Source organism: Duganella sp. LjRoot269 (genome assembly GCF_964254095.1).
Taxonomy (GTDB): Bacteria; Pseudomonadota; Gammaproteobacteria; order Burkholderiales; family Burkholderiaceae_D; genus Rugamonas; species Rugamonas hordei.
This window is the reverse complement of record NZ_CAXUSL020000001.1, coordinates 1,294,135-1,309,105: the sequence shown is the minus strand read 5'-3', so window position 1 is coordinate 1,309,105 and position 14,971 is coordinate 1,294,135. Positions and strand designations below refer to the sequence as shown.

Below are 14,971 nucleotides of genomic sequence, written 5' to 3'. Positions count from 1 at the left end.
CATGTTTCCTTGTTATCATACAGGTTGCGCCTATTTACCAAAGAAATGCCATGCCCTCTTCCCCTACGCCGACCCTGCTTTCCGTCACCGCCACCGGTAACAACACGATCACCTTGCATTTCAGCGAGGCGATGGCGGCCGGCGAAGGCAATCTCATTATCAGCGGCGGCCACAGCCAGACGTACATGACCAAGGATGGGCTGGCCACCCGCATCGTCGGCGCCAGCGATACGCGGCCGGTATCGGCCAGCGACAGCCAGGTCAGCTACAGCGGCACCGATGTGGTCATCACCTTGAGCACGGCGCTCAAGGAGGGCCTGACCTACAGCGTCACGATGGGCAATAACGTGCTGCGCACGGTAGCCAGCGACATCGGCTTCCACAGCATCAGTTCCACCAGCCAGTTCTTCTTCACCACCACCGCCACGGCGCACAGCGCGCCGAGCGCGACGGTGGATGCGGCGATCCATTTCACCGACAGCGGCGCCAGCAGCACCGATTTCGTCACCAGCTGGGACGCGCAGGTCGTCACCGGCACCTATACCGGCACGCTGGGCACCAACGATTTCGTCCAGGTTTCGCTGGACAACGGCGCCAGCTGGCACAAGGCCAGCGCCAGCGGCAACACCTGGAGCTACAGCGGCAGCATCGACACCGCCAACCTGGGCAGCGGCCAGGATTCGACCTTCACCAGCAAGATTCTGGCGCGCGTCGGCAATACCTACACGCTCAATAGCGGCACCGTCAGCCAGGCCTATACCTACGACCACCAGGTGCCGAGCGCGCCGTCGAGCAGCAATTTCACGCTGTCGAGCGACAGCGGCACCAGCAGCAGCGACCACATCACCAATGTGGCCAGCCAGACCATTGCCGGCACCATTGCCGGCCTGTCGGGCAGCGGACAGACCGTGCAGATTTCGATGAGCAATGGCGATACCTGGGACAACGCCACCGTCAGCGGCAATAACTGGAGCGCCGCCGTGACGCTGAACCAGATCGGCAAGGTGCTGGTGCGCGTGGTCGATTTGGCCGGCAACACGTCGGCGTCGTCCACCCACTTCTACGATTACGATACCGGCGTGTCGCTAAGCGGTCACGCGCTGACGCTGCTCAGCGACTTCGACACCGGCACCTCCCATACCGACCTGATCACCAAGACCTTGTCCCATGTCACGCTGGCGGTGACCGGCGTGACCGGCCTGAACATCGGCGACCGGATCGAACTCGTCGACACCAACCACGGCTCGACCGTGGTCGGCTACTACACGATCCAGAGCACCGACCTGGATGGGTACGGGGTATTGGGCACCTCCATCGGCAAGATGCATAACGGCGGCGGCGACATCCAGTTCCAGAACATCACGCCGGACAACCTGGCCGACGGCGTTCACGTGCTGGCCGCGCGCGTCACGGATGTAGCCGGCAACGTGAGCACTGCACTTAGCGACACGCTGAGCGTGACCATCGACACCAGCGTGGCCTCGATGGCCAGCGTAACGCCGGAGCTGGCCCACACCTCCACCGACGACACCGGCATCTCCAGCACCGACAACCTGACCAATAACGCCTCGCCGGCCGTCAGCGCCCATCTGAGCACGATCGACGGCCTGGTGGCGGGCGACGTCATCAAGCTACTGGACGGCAACACGGTGGTGGGCAGCCACACCATCCTGGCCGGTGAGCTCGACGGCAGCGGCCACATTTCCGCCGCGTCCACCGACATCGAATTGACGAACTCTCTCGAAGGCGACGGCGCCCACTCGCTGACGCTGCGGGTCGATGACATCGCCGGCAACACCGGCATCGTCAGCGCCACGCCGCTGGTCGTCACGCTGGACCGGATCGCGCCCGAGATCGACATTGCCCATACCACGCCCGATACGTCGGCGGACGCGTCCCTCACCGACCTGGTCATGGTGTTCGGCGAACAGGTGTACATCAGCAGTGGCGCCACCGTCACGCTGCACAGTGCCGCGCAAACCCCGGATGTCGAGATCCCCATTTCAGCCGCCGACCTCACTGAAAACGGCACCAAGCTGACCATCCACCTGCCGGTAACACTGGACGCGTCAACCCACTATACGGTCGAGATGAACGGCACCATCGGCGATGCGGCCGGCAACTATAGCGTGACCGGCGACAACTTGCTGTTCGAGTTCACCACCAACGACCCGCCACCGCCGGTGGTGCCGGTGGCGCCGTACATCGTCCCCGCCACGGTCTTCACCAGCAGCAGCACCTCTTTCAGCGGCAGCTTCTATAGCGAGGACAGCAGCAACAAGATGCAAGTCTCGTTCGACGGCACGTCGTGGCACGACGCCGTCCAGACTCCGATCGGCGGCAACTTCTACACCTGGGGCTACGAAGGCGCCCTGACCACCCATAATCTGCAGGCGCGTATCGTCGACAACGGCGGCACTGCGCTGCCTTATCTCAACTACGGCAACTCGGTGCTGCACTTCGGTTCCAGCGACAACGACACCATCACCGACACCGCAAGCAACGCCATCGTCTACAGCGGCCTGGGCAGCGATACTGTGACGGTCGGCAACTCCGCCCACGTCACCACCGGCGGCGACCACACCACCATTGTGGCCGGCGACAATGCCACGGTGGTCGCCGGCGGCACCTTCACCGGCGTCACGGTCGGCAGCAACGCAACCGTCGCGCTGGCAGGCAGCGGCAGCACGGTACAAGCCACCGGCGACGGCATGCTGCTGGCGATTGCCGACGGCGGCAGCCACTCGATCATCCTGTCCAGCCTGAATGTGCAGGGCATCGCCGCGGGCAACGGCAGCGAAACGCTCAACCTCACCTTCAACAACACCACGTTTACGCTGGACTCGCTGCACACGACGCATGCGATGACCGGCATCGACATCATCAACATGATGGGCACGTCCGACACCATCACCGTCGACGGTATCACCGACGTTACCGGCCAGGGCGTCAACGCGCTGTACATCGCCGGCGACGCCTCCACCACGGTGACGGTCAACCTCGCGCACTGGACCAAGGATGCCTCGCCGACCGGCGGCTACGACGTCTACCATGCGGTCGACAACAGCGCCGTGACGCTGCTGGTCGGCATCAACATCGGTCAGACCGCCTGACCTGTCATCAGCGCTACAGACTGCGGCGGCTGCTGAATTCGCGGCGCTCGCCGCTGAGGGGGTCGGTGAAGGCGATGCGGCGCGCCAGCAGCTTGAGCGGCTGCGACACGTCGTCCTGCTTGCACGGCAGCGCCACCGGATAGAATGCATCGTTGACGATGGGGATGCCCAGCGACGCCAGGTGCAGCCGCAGCTGGTGCTTGCGGCCGGTGTGCGGCTGCAGCCGGTACAAGGTGCAGTCGGCGCGGTGCTCGATGACGTCGATCAGGGTTTCGGAATTGGGCTCGCCCGGCTCTTCCTTCATGATGAAGAACTTGTCGCCGTCGATCATGCGGCTGCGGTAGGTGAACGGAAAGTCGCGGCCGTGCAGGCGCGGCGCCAGCGCTTCGTACTCTTTCTCGATCACGCGTTTCTGGAACATCGACTGATAGGCGCCGCGGCTGTCCTGGCGGCGTGAAAAGATCACCACGCCGGCCGTCTCGCGGTCCAGCCGGTGGATGGGCGTCAGCTCTTCCTCGCCCAGCTTTTTCTTCAGCCGCACCAGCAGGGTCTCGTGCAGGAAGCGGCCGGTAGGTATCATCGGCAGGAAGTGCGGCTTGTCGACCACCACCAGATGCTCGTCCATGAACAGCACCTCCTCCTCGAACGGGATCGGCGTCTCCGCATCGAGCTCGCGGTAGTAGAAGATGCGCATGCCGCGCTTGTAGGCGCTGTGCGGCGCCAGCGGGTTGCCGTCGCCATCCACCACGTCGCTGCGGGCCATGCGTTCGCGCCACGACGCTTCCGTCACATCGGGATAGTAAGCGACCAGGAAGGTCAGCAGGTCCGGCCACTGCCCTTCCGGCAGCCACAGGTAGCTGGGCGCGACACCGTCGCGCATGGGCAGCGGCGCCTTGGCCATTATGAGCGTGGCAGCGCCAGCGAGTGGTACGGCGGCAGATTATTCGGATCCAGTCCCTTGACACGGGCAAACACCGGCAGCACCAGATGCATGTTCGCGTTCATGTCGTCGATGCGCTTGCTGCCGCTGGGGTGGGTCGACAGGAAGGGCAGCGGCTGGCTCTTGTTCACCGCGCTCATCTTCTGCCACAGCGCCACGCCGGCGCGCGGATCGAAGCCGGCCCGCGCCGCCAGGTCCAGGCCGACCAGGTCGGCCTCGCTTTCGTCGCCGCGCGAGTAGCTCAGCGCGGCGGTCTTGGCGACGCCGCCGGCCACCGCGTCACCCAGGCGCGGGTCGACGCCGAAATAGGCCGAGCCCAGCGCGCCGGCGATGCGCGCGCCGATCGATGTGATGGCGTTCTTGCCGGCCTGCTCGCGCGCATGCTCGCGCAAGGCGTGGGCGATCTCGTGGCCCATGACCATCGCCACTTCGTCGTCGGTCAGATTGAGCTTGGTCAGGATGCCGTTGAAAAAGGCGATGCGGCCGCCCGGCATGCAGAAGGCGTTCACCGTCGGCGAGTTGAGCAGGTTGACTTCCCACTTCCAGTTGGCCGCGTCCGGATTCCAGCGCGCGGTGAACGGGATCAGCCGCTTGGCGATGGCGCGCAGGCGTATCAGTTGCGGATTGCGCTCGGTGGCGACGGCGTCTTTCTGGTGGGCCTGGGCCAGCATCTGGTCGTACTGCAGCTTGGACTGCTGGTCGAACTGGCGGGCGTCGCCGCCGATGCCGCGCAGGCGCGACATGCTGGTGACCGGGATGCCGTCGTTCTGCGCATGGACAGACAACCCGGGCACCGCGCCGGCCAGGCACACCAGCGCCAGCAAGGCGCTCTTCAATTTAAGCTTTTTCATTTCCACTGTTCCATGGTGCGATTTTCGGCAGCATCATCATCGCAGGAAAAGCGAGGATGAAGCACACGATAAAGAACCAGAACCACCCGGTTTCGGCCACAATATAACCCACCGAGGAGTTGATGAATGTGCGCGGGACCGCCGCCAGGCTGGAAAACAATGCATATTGCGTGGCCGTGTAGCGCGGGTCGGTGGCGCGCGACATGAAGGCCACCAGCGCCGCCGCGCCCAGCCCCAGGCTGGCAAAGGCTTCGAAGCCGAACACGGCGCTCAGCAGCAGCGGATCCGGCCCGGTCCTGGCCAGCCACGCGAAACCGAGGATGGCGATCGCCTGCAGCACGCCGAACACCCACAGCGCGCGGTTGATGCCCAGCTTGATCATCCAGATGCCGCCGACGGCGCCCCCCGCCAGCGCCGCCCACCAGCCGGTGGCGTTGGCGGCCAGGCCGATCTGCTTGGTGGTGAAGCCGATATCGAGGAAGAACTTGGTCGACAGCGCTGTGGCCATGCTGTCGCCGATTTTGTAGAGCAGCACGAAGCCGATGATCAGCAAGGCCTGGTTCCAGCCGTCGCGCAGCACGAACTCGCGGAACGGCAGCACCACGGCCTCCTGCAGGTTCTTGGGCGGCGCGCCATACACGGCGGGTTCCTTCGACAGCAAGGTGCAGATGAAACCCGGCAGCATGAAGGCGGCGACGATCCAGAACACCGCCTGCCACGGCATGCTGTCCGCCAGTACCAGCCCCAGCGCGCTGGGGATCAGGCTGGCGGCCTTGTAGGCGTTGACGACGATGGCCGCGCCCAGGCCCTGCTCGTTCTCGACCAGGATCTCGCGGCGGTAGGCGTCGATCACCACGTCCTGGCTGGCCGACAGGAAGGCGATCAGGAACACGAAGCCGGCGATCAGGCTCAGTTCGAGTTTCGGGTCCAGCATGCCGAGGCCGCCGATGACGAGGAACAGCGCCAGCTGCGTCAGCGCCATCCAGCCGCGCCGCCGGCCCAGCGGGCCGATGCTGTAGCGGTCCATGAACGGCGCCCACAGGAACTTGAAGGTGTAGGGGAAGGTCACCAGCGCGAACAGGCCCAGCGCCTTGACGTCCAGTCCGGACTTGGCCAGCCATGCCTGCATCAGGTAGATCAGCGTGTACAGCGGCAGCCCGGAGCTGAAGCCCAGGAACAGGATCGATATCGTGCGGCCGTTGACATAGGTGCGCCAGCCGCGCGCCGTGGCCTCCACGCCGGCCATCAGTGGTCCGCCTTTTTGCGCAGGCGGAACACGGCCAGGTCGCCGCGCAGGTTGGGCAGGAACGATACGCGGTGGCCTTCGGCCAGCGCCACGCATTCGATCACGTCCAGCCCGCATTCGACGGCCAGGTCGCGGAAGTCGGTGATGGTGGCGCAGCGCACGTTGGGTGTGTCGTACCATTCGTACGGCAGCGATTCCGACACCGGCATGCGGCCCTTCAGCAGGGCCACGCGGTGCGGCCAGTAGGCGAAGTTGGGGAAGGAGACGATGGCTTCCTTGCCGACGCGGACGATGTCGCGCAACAGCGGCTCGACGTGCTTCATCATCTGCAGCGACGACAGGCACAGCACCGTGTCGAAGCTGTTGTCGCCGAAGATGGCCAGGCCTTTTTCCATGTCCTGCTGGATCACGCGCACGCCGCGCCTGGTGGAGTCCAGCACCTTGTCGTCGGCGATTTCGATGCCGTAGCCGCTGCACCGCTTGTCGCTCTGCAGGTAGTCCATCATCACGCCGTCGCCGCAGCCGACGTCCAGCACATGGGCATTCTCCGGCACCCAGTGGGCGATGAAGGCCAGGTCCGGCCGGGCGGTGCTTAATTCATTGAAGTTCATGCCACATCCTTTATTTCATTCCACACCTGGCCGTAGTAGGCGCGCACCATGTTCATGTAGCGTTCGTCCTCCAGCAGGAAAGCGTCGTGGCCGTGCGGCGCGTCGATTTCGGCATAGGTCACCTGGCGGCGGTTGCTGATCAGCGCCTGCACGATCTCCTGGCTGCGCTCCGGCGAGAAGCGCCAGTCCGTCGTGAAGGAGGCCAGGAAGAACTTGGCCCTGGTGCCGGCCAGCGTCTTGGCCAGGTCGCCGCCGTGCTTGCGCGCCGGGTCGAAATAGTCGAGCGCCTTGGTGATCAGCAGGTAGGTGTTGGCGTCGAAGTATTCGCTGAACTTGTCGCCCTGGTAGCGCAGGTAGGATTCGATCTCGAAGTCCACGCCGAAGCCGAACTTGTAGTCGCCCGCCTCGGCCGCATCGCGCAACTTGCGGCCGAATTTCTCGGCCATGTCGTCGTCGGACAGATAGGTGATGTGGCCGACCATGCGCGCCACGCGCAGGCCGTTTTTCGGCACCACGCCGTGTTCGTAGAAGTCGCCGCCGTGGTAATCCGGATCGGACAGGATGGCCTGGCGCGCGACGTCGTTGAAGGCGATGTTCTGCGCCGACAGCTTGGGCGTCGAGGCGATCACCACGCAGTGGCGCAAACGGTCGGGGTACATGATGGACCAGGCCAGCGCCTGCATGCCGCCCAGCGAACCGCCCATGACGGCGGCGAACTGGCTGATGCCCAGTTGATCAGCCAGGCGCGCCTGCGCCGCCACCCAGTCTTCCACCGTGACGACCGGGAAGGCCGCGCCGTAAGGCTTGCCGGTGGCCGGATTGACGTGCATCGGGCCGGTCGAGCCGAAGCACGAGCCGAGGTTGTTGACGCCGATGACGAAGAACTTGTCGGTGTCCAGCGGCTTGCCGGGACCGACCATATTGTCCCACCAGCCCAGGCTTTTCGGCTTGCCCTCATATTCGCCGGCCACGTGGTGCGAGGCGTTGAGCGCGTGGCACACCAGCACCGCGTTCGATTTGTCGGCGTTGAGCGTGCCGTAGGTCTCGTACATCAACATGTAGTTGTGCAGCGAAGCGCCGCTCTGCAGCGGCAGCGGCTGCGCAAAATGCATGGTTTGCGGGGTAACGTATCCTAAGGATGACATGTGGTTTATTGGTTTTTTAGGTCGGCCCCACGGGCCATCTATCAAGGCGGAGCCGCGAGGATGGGCTCCGCCGGCTTACATCAATTGCAATTGTTCGACCGCGTCTGCAATCACATTGGGTTCCATCGAGCGCATGATCTTGCGGGTTTGCGGCATGATGCGCGCAAGGTCGCTGTTCAGGATTTCCTGCTTGACCGACAGCAGCTGCGCCGGGTGCATCGAAAATTCGCGCAACCCCATGCCGAGCAGCAGGCGGGTGAGCTTGACATCGCCCGCCATTTCGCCGCACACAGCCACGTCGATGCCGGCTTTATGCCCGGCCGCAATCGTCATCGAGATCAATTGCAGCACAGCCGGATGCAGCGGATTGTAAAGGTGTGCGACCTCATAATCAACCCGGTCGATCGCCAGCGTGTACTGGATCAGATCGTTGGTGCCGATGGACAGGAAGTCCATCCGCTTGACGAACATCGGCAGCGCCAGCGCGGCGGCCGGAATCTCGATCATGGCGCCGACGTCGACGTTCTCGTCGAACTTGACGTTCTGCTCGCGCAGCTCGGCCTTGGCCTGGGCGATCATCGCCAGCGACTGGTCGATCTCGAAGGCGTGCGCCAGCATCGGGATCAGGATGCGCACCTTGCCGAACGCCGACGCGCGCAGGATGGCGCGCAGCTGCGTCAGGAAGATCTGCGGCTCGGCCAGGCAGTAGCGGATCGCCCGCAAGCCCAGCGCCGGATTGAGCGCCGTGTGCTCGCTCTGGTCGAGCGGCTTGTCGGCACCGATGTCGAGCGTGCGTATCGTCACCGGGCGGCCCTTCATCGCCACCACGGCCTTCTTGTACTGTTCGAACTGCTCGTCCTCGGACGGGATCTTGCTGTTGCGGCCCATGAACAGGAACTCGGAGCGGAACAGGCCGACGCCGTTGGCGCCCGCCTCCATCGCGGCCGGGCAATCGTCCGGCAGTTCGATGTTGGCCAGCAGCGTGATCTCGGTGCCGTCCTTGGTGATGGCCGGCGTCTTCTTCAGCTTCTGCAGCTTCTTGCGCGCGCGGGCGGCGGCGCCCTGGCGTTCGCGGTACTGCTCCAGCACCAGCGCGCTCGGATTGGCGATGACCACGCCGGCGTCGCCGTCGATGATCAGCCAGTCGTCCTGCTCAATCAGGGTCGAGGCGCCGGACATGCCGACGGCCGCCGGGATATCCAGGCTGCGCGCGACGATGGCCGTGTGCGAGTTCTGCCCGCCGACGTCGGTGACGAAACCGATGAAGGAGCGGTCGCGGAACTGCAGCATGTCGGCCGGCGAGATGTCGTGGGCGACGATGATCATCTGCGCCTGGAATTCGTCCTCGCCACCGGCGGCCGGCAGGATCTGCTCGGTGCCCATCAACACCTTCAGCACGCGCTCGGCGACCTGCTGGATGTCGGCCTTGCGCTCGCGCAGGTAGGGGTCCTCGATCTCGTCGAATTGCGCGGACAGCTCGTCGATCTGCGTCAGCAGCGCCCATTCGGCGTTGTAGTGGCGGGTGCGGATGATGTCGAGCGGCGCCTCCGAGATCATCGGGTCCGACAGGATCAGCGCGTGGACGTCGATGAAGGCGCCCAGTTCGGTCGGCGCATCCTTCGGCAGCTCGTTCCACAGCGTCTGCAGTTCCTTGTGCACCTGGGCCAGCGCCTGCTGCAGGCGCGCGACTTCGCCCTCGACCTGCTCTTCGGCCACCAGGTAGTGCTTGACGTCCAGCGCCGCCGGCGCCAGCTTGTGCGCGCGACCGATGGCGATCCCCCGCGAAACGGGAATGCCATGCAAGGTGAAGGAGGCCATAGGCGGACCTGTCGGGGTACGGGGGCGGCTGCGTTCCGCGGGCATTACTCGCCTTCGCCGAACTTGTCGTTGACCAGCGCCGTCAGCGCGGCGATGCAATCGCCTTCATCGGCGCCGTCCGCTTCCAGCGTGACCTTGGCGCCCTTGCCGGCGGCCAGCATCATCACGCCCATGATGGATTTGGCGTTGATGCGGCGCGCGTTGCGGGTCAGCCAGACGTCGCTCTGAAATTTTGCTGCCAGTTGGGTGAATTTTGCGGAGGCACGCGCATGCAAACCAAGCTTGTTGATAATCTCAAGTTCTTGTTGAATCATTTTTCTTTTGTCTCAATCAGAAATGCGCACTGCAAGAAATAATTCCAAAGTCAGGATTGCCCGACCCGGATTCGGTTATCGACGCGCACCGCCCCACTTTGCGCGCCGGCCAGGGCCATCTCCACCACCACGTCCAGCGTGTCGCGGCGGTAGGTGATGGCACGCAGCAGCATCGGCAAACTGATGCCGGCGATCACCTCCACCCGCCCGGCATCCGCCAGACGGTCACAGCAATTGGCGGGCGTACCGCCTTTGACGTCGGTAATCACCAACACGCCATCGCCGGCGTCGAGACGTTTGATCGCCGCCGCCGCCAGCGCCTGGACTTCGCCGAGGTCCTGGTCGGCGACCACGTCGATCGCCTCCAGCCGCTCGGTCGGACCACGGAACACATGGGCGCAGGCGGCAATGAAGGCCTGTCCCAGTGGTGCGTGCGTCATAAGCAGTATGCCAACCATATTCTTAAACCGCCAGTGAGCGCGGACGTTTTTTCACGGCGTCCGGCGCTATTGTTAATTTTTTAGTCTTGCGCCACAGCCGCTTCGACCGCGTCGATGAACATCGCGGCCACCGGGAAGCCCGTTTGCTGGGTGATTTCCTGGAAACAGGTTGGGCTGGTGACGTTCACTTCCGTTAGGAAATCACCAATAACATCTAATCCTACCAGCAACAAGCCACGGGCCGCCAGTACCGGGCCCAGGGCATTGGCAATTTCATAGTCGCGCTCGGTCAGCGGTTGTGCCACGCCGATGCCGCCGGCCGCCAGGTTGCCGCGCACCTCGCCGTTTTGCGGGATGCGCGCCAGCGAGAATGGTACCGGCTTGCCGCCGATGACCAGAATGCGCTTGTCGCCCTTGGCAATCTCCGGGATAAACCGCTGCACCATGATGGTGCGGGCGCCATTGTCGGTCAGCGTTTCAATGATGGCGCCCAGGTTCATGCCGTCGATCGTCACGCGGAAGATGCCGGTGCCGCCCATGCCGTCGAGCGGCTTGAGGATGACGTCGCCGTGATGCTGCTGGAAGGCGCGGATGCGCGCCTCGTCGGAGGTCACCAAGGTCGGCGAGGTGAATTGGCTGAACTGGCCGATGGTCAGCTTTTCATTGTGGTCGCGGATCGCGGACGGCTTGTTGAACACTTTCGCGCCCTGCTTCTCGGCCATCTCCAGCAGGTAGGTGCCGTAGATGTACTCCATGTCGAACGGCGGATCCTTGCGCTGGATGATGGCGTCGAACTCGCCCAGGTTGGTTTCGTGCGCCGGCGCGGCGCGGTACCAGTCGTGGGAATCGCCGGTCAGCGTGATCTGGGCGGCATTGGCGGTGACCACGCCGTTTTCCAGCGCCATGTCCTTTTGCTCGAAGGCATACACGGTGTGGCCGCGCTTGGCCGCCTCCACCATCATGGCGTAGGTCGAATCCTTGTAGGTCTTGAAACTGGCCAAGGGGTCGGCGAGGAAAGCTATTTTCATGGGCGCATCCATTCTGGGTAATGCCTGATTTTAGCCGAGTTTCGCCTGCGGCACCGGCGGGCGGACCAGTCGGCCTGCCCGGCGCGGAGGCTTAGTAGACTTCCGGATTCGGATCGGTGCGTTCCATTTCCAGCGACGCCGCCAGCAGCGCCAGCCGCGCCACCACGCCGTACACATAGAAACGGTTGGGCGCCGCCGTGCCCGGCTTGGCCTTCAGGTCCGGCACCGCGTGCTGCTGGGCGAACGCCAGCGGCACGTACTGCGAACCGGGCGCGTTCAGGTTCTGGTCGATGCCCTTTTCCGCGTGCACGCGGTAGAAGCCGCCGACCACGTAGCGATCTATCATGTAGACCACCGGTTCGGCCACCGCGTCCTTGATGCTCTCGAACGTGGGCACGCCCTCCTGGATGATGAAGTCGGTCACTTCCCTGCCATCCTTGATGACGATCATCTTGTCGCGCTGGGCCTGGCTCAAGTCCTTGATTTCACTGGAATCCTTGATGGTCAGGATGCTGGTGCCGTAGGTCCCTGCGTCCGGCTTGACGATGACGAACGGCTTCTGGTCCTTGATGCCGTATTCCTTGTACTTTTTCTTGATCTTCGACAGCAGCGCGTCGACGTTGGCGGCCAGGCAGTCGTAGCCCTCGCCGGTGCGGAAGTTGACGGCGTCGCACTTGGCGTGGAACGGGTTGAGCATCCACGGATCGACGCCGATCAGCTTGCCGAACTTCTTGACCACCTCGTCGTAGGCGTTCATGTGGTTGCTCTTGCGGCGGATCGCCCAGCCGGCATGCAGCGGCGGCAGCAGGCTCTGCTCATGGATGTTCTGCAGAATGTCGGGGATGCCGGCCGACAGGTCGTTGTTCAGCAGGATTGTGCACGGATCGAAATCCTTCAGCCCCACGCGGCGGCCGTTGGCCGACCGCACCAGCGGCTCGACCACCAGCATGTTGCCATCAGGCAAAGCCAGCGGCGTCGGCTGGGTGACTTCCGGCGACAGCGAACCGAGGCGTACGTGCAGCCCGGTCTGGCGGAAGATCTGCATCAGCCGCGCGACGTTTTGCAGGTAGGACGGATGGCGCTCGTGGATTTCCGGGATCAGCAACAGGTTGCGCGCGTCCGGGCAATACTTGTCGATGGCAGCCATGGCCGCCTGTACCGACAATGGCAGCATTTCCGTCGCCAGGTGGTTGAAACCGCCCGGGAACAGGTTGGTGTCGACCGGCGCCAGCTTGTAGCCGGCGTTGCGCATATCGACCGAGCAATAGAATGGCGGCGTGTGCTCCTGCCACTCCAGCCTGAACCAGCGCTCGATGGCCGGCGTGGCGGCCAGGATTTTCTCTTCAAGATCGAGCAGCGGTCCGGTCAGGGCCGTGACGAGATGGGGAACCATGTTTACTTCCTTAGCTATTACCGTGCAGATAGCCCAAATCGGGGCGAAAACCGTATTTTAAAGGCAGGAAATGAAAAAAGCGCCTCTTTTGGAGGCGCTTTTCGTTGACCCGCCGAAACGGGTCGATGCAACATTATTAATTAAGCACAGGATTAAGCGTGATACGCGGACTCGCCATGGCTGGTGATGTCCAGGCCTTCGCGCTCTTCTTCTTCCGGAACGCGCAGGCCGATGACGATGTCAACCAGCTTGTAGGCGATCAGCGACACGATGCCCGACCACAGGATCGTGGTGCCGATCGCGGTGGCTTGCGTGGTCACCTGGCTGGCGATCGAGTAAGGATCGGCCGACATTTTGTTGGTGACGTAGTCGAAGATGCCTTGACCGCCCAGCGATGGCGAAGCGAACACGCCGGTCAGCAATGCACCCAGGATACCGCCCACGCCGTGCACGCCGAACACGTCCAGCGAGTCGTCGGCGCCCAGCAGGCGTTTCAGGCCGTTCACACCCCACAGGCAGATCACGCCAGCCAGCAGGCCGATGATCAGCGCGCCCATCGGACCGACGAAACCGCAAGCCGGGGTAATCGCGACCAGGCCGGCAACGGCGCCCGAAGCGGCACCCAGCATCGATGGCTTGCCTTTGAAGATCCACTCGCCCAGCAGCCAGGACATGGTGGCGGCGGCGGTGGCCAGCAGCGTGTTGACGAAGGCCAGGGCAGCGATGTCGCCAGCTTCCAGTGCCGAACCGGCGTTGAAACCGAACCAGCCGACCCACAGCAGCGAAGCGCCGATCATGGTCATGGTCAGCGAGTGCGGAGCCATCGATTCACGGCCGTAGCCGACGCGTTTGCCCATCATGTAGGCGCCAACCAGGCCGGCGACTGCGGCGTTGATGTGAACCACGGTACCGCCGGCGAAGTCCAGCGCACCTTTTTGGAACAGGAAGCCGGCTTTCGCGCCTTCGGTGGCGGCGGTGGCGGCATCCTTGATCGCGTCAGGACCGGTCCAGAACCAGACCATGTGGGCGACTGGCAGGTAAGCGAAGGTGAACCACAGTACGACGAAGGCCAGTACGGCGGTGAACTTGGCGCGTTCGGCGAAGGAACCGACGATCAGGCCGCAGGTGATGGCGGCGAACGTGGCCTGGAACACGACGTAGACGAATTCAGGAATCACGACGCCTTTGCTGAAGGTGGCGGCGGTCGAGAACGTGGCCTTGGCCGGATCCCAGATGCCGTTCAGGAAGGCACGGTCGAATTTACCGATGAAGGCATTGCCTTCGGTGAACGCCAGCGAGTAGCCGTAGACGCACCACAGCACGATGATCAGCGCGAAGATGGTGAACACTTGCAGCAGGATCGACAGCATGTTCTTGGAACGGACGAGGCCGCCGTAGAACAGCGCCAGGCCGGGAATCGACATCATGATGACGAGGATGGTCGACACCATCATCCACGAGGTGTCGCCCTTGTTCGGGACAGGTGCGGGTGCGGCGGCGGCTTCGGCCGGAGCGGCCGGAGCGGCGGCGGCCGGCGCCGGAGCGGCGGCAGCTGGCGCGGCGGCCGGTGCCGAAGCTTCAGGCGCCGACGCGGCAGCGGCGGCTGGTGCGGACGCGGCCGGTGCCGACGCTGCCGGCTTGGCATCCTCGGCATGGACCGGAGCAGCCAGCGCAAACAGGATGGAAACCCCAGCTAGCAACGTTGTTATAGTTTTCTTCATCAATCTTCCCCTTAAAGAGCTTCGTTGCCGGTTTCACCGGTACGAATGCGGATCACTTGTTCCAGGTTGTACACGAAGATCTTGCCGTCACCGATTTTGCCGGTGCGGGCAGCGCCTTCGATCGCTTCGATAGCCTGTTCGACGATGGAATCGTCCACCGCCGCTTCGATCTTGGTCTTCGGCAGGAAGTCCACCACATACTCCGCACCGCGATACAGCTCGGTGTGGCCTTTTTGGCGACCGAAGCCTTTTACCTCGGTGACCGTAATGCCTTGCACGTTGATCGCCGACAGGGCCTCGCGGACCTCGTCGAGCTTGAACGGCTTGATAATGGCGGTAATCATTTTCATG

Annotated in this window: 13 protein-coding genes; 1 reads left to right on the top strand and 12 read right to left on the bottom strand. The window is 63.7% G+C overall.

Translation table 11 applies throughout. The annotated features are described in order from the left end of the window. Positions 1 to 50: 50 nt before the first annotated feature. The gene (locus ACSQ3S_RS05625; protein ID WP_436141807.1) at positions 51 to 3,113 is read left to right on the top strand and encodes a beta strand repeat-containing protein; all 3,063 of its coding nucleotides are present in this window, start codon (positions 51 to 53) and stop codon (positions 3,111 to 3,113) included. A gap of 13 nt (positions 3,114 to 3,126) precedes the next feature. Here the strand turns inward: ACSQ3S_RS05625 and ACSQ3S_RS05620 are convergent, their stop codons facing one another. The 12 genes from ACSQ3S_RS05620 to ACSQ3S_RS05565 all read right to left on the bottom strand — a co-directional run bounded on the left by ACSQ3S_RS05620 (position 3,127) and on the right by ACSQ3S_RS05565 (position 14,970). Further along, positions 3,127 to 4,014, bottom strand: a complete 888-nt coding sequence (locus ACSQ3S_RS05620; RefSeq protein WP_436141806.1) for a pseudouridine synthase — start codon at positions 4,012 to 4,014, stop codon at positions 3,127 to 3,129. Further along, positions 4,014 to 4,904: a M48 family metallopeptidase gene (locus tag ACSQ3S_RS05615; protein WP_436141805.1), complete on the bottom strand. Its 891-nt coding sequence runs from the start codon at positions 4,902 to 4,904 to the stop codon at positions 4,014 to 4,016. Before ACSQ3S_RS05615 ends, ACSQ3S_RS05620 begins: the two co-directional genes overlap by 1 nt. Further along, entirely contained in the window at positions 4,891 to 6,150 is a 1,260-nt protein-coding gene (locus ACSQ3S_RS05610) for an AmpG family muropeptide MFS transporter (RefSeq protein ID WP_436141804.1), read from the bottom strand. The genes ACSQ3S_RS05615 and ACSQ3S_RS05610 overlap by 14 nt, the downstream gene beginning before the upstream one ends. Continuing rightward, positions 6,150 to 6,761 carry a methionine biosynthesis protein MetW gene (metW, locus tag ACSQ3S_RS05605; protein ID WP_436141803.1) on the bottom strand — a complete coding sequence of 204 codons (612 nt, stop codon included), beginning with the start codon at positions 6,759 to 6,761 and terminating at the stop codon, positions 6,150 to 6,152. Before metW ends, ACSQ3S_RS05610 begins: the two co-directional genes overlap by 1 nt. Beyond that, entirely contained in the window at positions 6,758 to 7,906 is a 1,149-nt protein-coding gene (gene metX / locus ACSQ3S_RS05600; RefSeq protein ID WP_176654880.1) for a homoserine O-succinyltransferase MetX, read from the bottom strand. The genes metW and metX overlap by 4 nt, the downstream gene beginning before the upstream one ends. A 75-nt stretch (positions 7,907 to 7,981) precedes the next feature. After that, on the bottom strand, positions 7,982 to 9,724 hold the full coding sequence (gene ptsP / locus ACSQ3S_RS05595) for a phosphoenolpyruvate--protein phosphotransferase (protein ID WP_353399288.1): 1,743 nt from the start codon (positions 9,722 to 9,724) through the stop codon (positions 7,982 to 7,984). Positions 9,725 to 9,768: 44 nt separating this feature from the next. Beyond that, positions 9,769 to 10,038: an HPr family phosphocarrier protein gene (locus ACSQ3S_RS05590; RefSeq protein WP_008444930.1), complete on the bottom strand. Its 270-nt coding sequence runs from the start codon at positions 10,036 to 10,038 to the stop codon at positions 9,769 to 9,771. A gap of 50 nt (positions 10,039 to 10,088) precedes the next feature. Then, on the bottom strand, positions 10,089 to 10,496 hold the full coding sequence (locus tag ACSQ3S_RS05585; protein WP_176654882.1) for a PTS sugar transporter subunit IIA: 408 nt from the start codon (positions 10,494 to 10,496) through the stop codon (positions 10,089 to 10,091). A 62-nt stretch (positions 10,497 to 10,558) separates the two neighbouring features. Then, entirely contained in the window at positions 10,559 to 11,506 is a 948-nt protein-coding gene (gshB, locus tag ACSQ3S_RS05580) for a glutathione synthase (protein WP_436141802.1), read from the bottom strand. 91 nt (positions 11,507 to 11,597) lie between these two features. Beyond that, positions 11,598 to 12,899 carry a glutamate--cysteine ligase gene (gene gshA, locus ACSQ3S_RS05575; RefSeq protein WP_176654884.1) on the bottom strand — a complete coding sequence of 434 codons (1,302 nt, stop codon included), beginning with the start codon at positions 12,897 to 12,899 and terminating at the stop codon, positions 11,598 to 11,600. A 152-nt stretch (positions 12,900 to 13,051) separates the two neighbouring features. Next, positions 13,052 to 14,620, bottom strand: coding sequence for an ammonium transporter (locus tag ACSQ3S_RS05570; RefSeq protein ID WP_353399281.1), 1,569 nt, complete (start codon positions 14,618 to 14,620; stop codon positions 13,052 to 13,054). A gap of 11 nt (positions 14,621 to 14,631) precedes the next feature. Beyond that, complete coding sequence (locus tag ACSQ3S_RS05565; protein WP_008444920.1) at positions 14,632 to 14,970, bottom strand: P-II family nitrogen regulator; 339 nt, start codon at positions 14,968 to 14,970, stop codon at positions 14,632 to 14,634. Between the last annotated feature and the right edge of the window lies 1 nt (position 14,971).

What these genes read in the sequence shown, in the direction of transcription:
- ACSQ3S_RS05590 (WP_008444930.1), bottom strand. Translation starts at nt 10,038, where the DNA reads ATGATTCAACAAGAACTTGAGATTATCAACAAGCTTGGTTTGCATGCG.
- ACSQ3S_RS05615 (WP_436141805.1), bottom strand. Translation starts at nt 4,904, where the DNA reads ATGAAAAAGCTTAAATTGAAGAGCGCCTTGCTGGCGCTGGTGTGCCTG.
- gshA (WP_176654884.1), bottom strand. Translation starts at nt 12,899, where the DNA reads ATGGTTCCCCATCTCGTCACGGCCCTGACCGGACCGCTGCTCGATCTT.
- ptsP (WP_353399288.1), bottom strand. Translation starts at nt 9,724, where the DNA reads ATGGCCTCCTTCACCTTGCATGGCATTCCCGTTTCGCGGGGGATCGCC.
- ACSQ3S_RS05565 (WP_008444920.1), bottom strand. Translation starts at nt 14,970, where the DNA reads ATGAAAATGATTACCGCCATTATCAAGCCGTTCAAGCTCGACGAGGTC.
- metW (WP_436141803.1), bottom strand. Translation starts at nt 6,761, where the DNA reads ATGAACTTCAATGAATTAAGCACCGCCCGGCCGGACCTGGCCTTCATC.
- ACSQ3S_RS05610 (WP_436141804.1), bottom strand. Translation starts at nt 6,150, where the DNA reads ATGGCCGGCGTGGAGGCCACGGCGCGCGGCTGGCGCACCTATGTCAAC.
- ACSQ3S_RS05620 (WP_436141806.1), bottom strand. Translation starts at nt 4,014, where the DNA reads ATGGCCAAGGCGCCGCTGCCCATGCGCGACGGTGTCGCGCCCAGCTAC.
- ACSQ3S_RS05570 (WP_353399281.1), bottom strand. Translation starts at nt 14,620, where the DNA reads ATGAAGAAAACTATAACAACGTTGCTAGCTGGGGTTTCCATCCTGTTT.
- gshB (WP_436141802.1), bottom strand. Translation starts at nt 11,506, where the DNA reads ATGAAAATAGCTTTCCTCGCCGACCCCTTGGCCAGTTTCAAGACCTAC.
- ACSQ3S_RS05625 (WP_436141807.1), top strand. Translation starts at nt 51, where the DNA reads ATGCCCTCTTCCCCTACGCCGACCCTGCTTTCCGTCACCGCCACCGGT.
- metX (WP_176654880.1), bottom strand. Translation starts at nt 7,906, where the DNA reads ATGTCATCCTTAGGATACGTTACCCCGCAAACCATGCATTTTGCGCAG.
- ACSQ3S_RS05585 (WP_176654882.1), bottom strand. Translation starts at nt 10,496, where the DNA reads ATGGTTGGCATACTGCTTATGACGCACGCACCACTGGGACAGGCCTTC.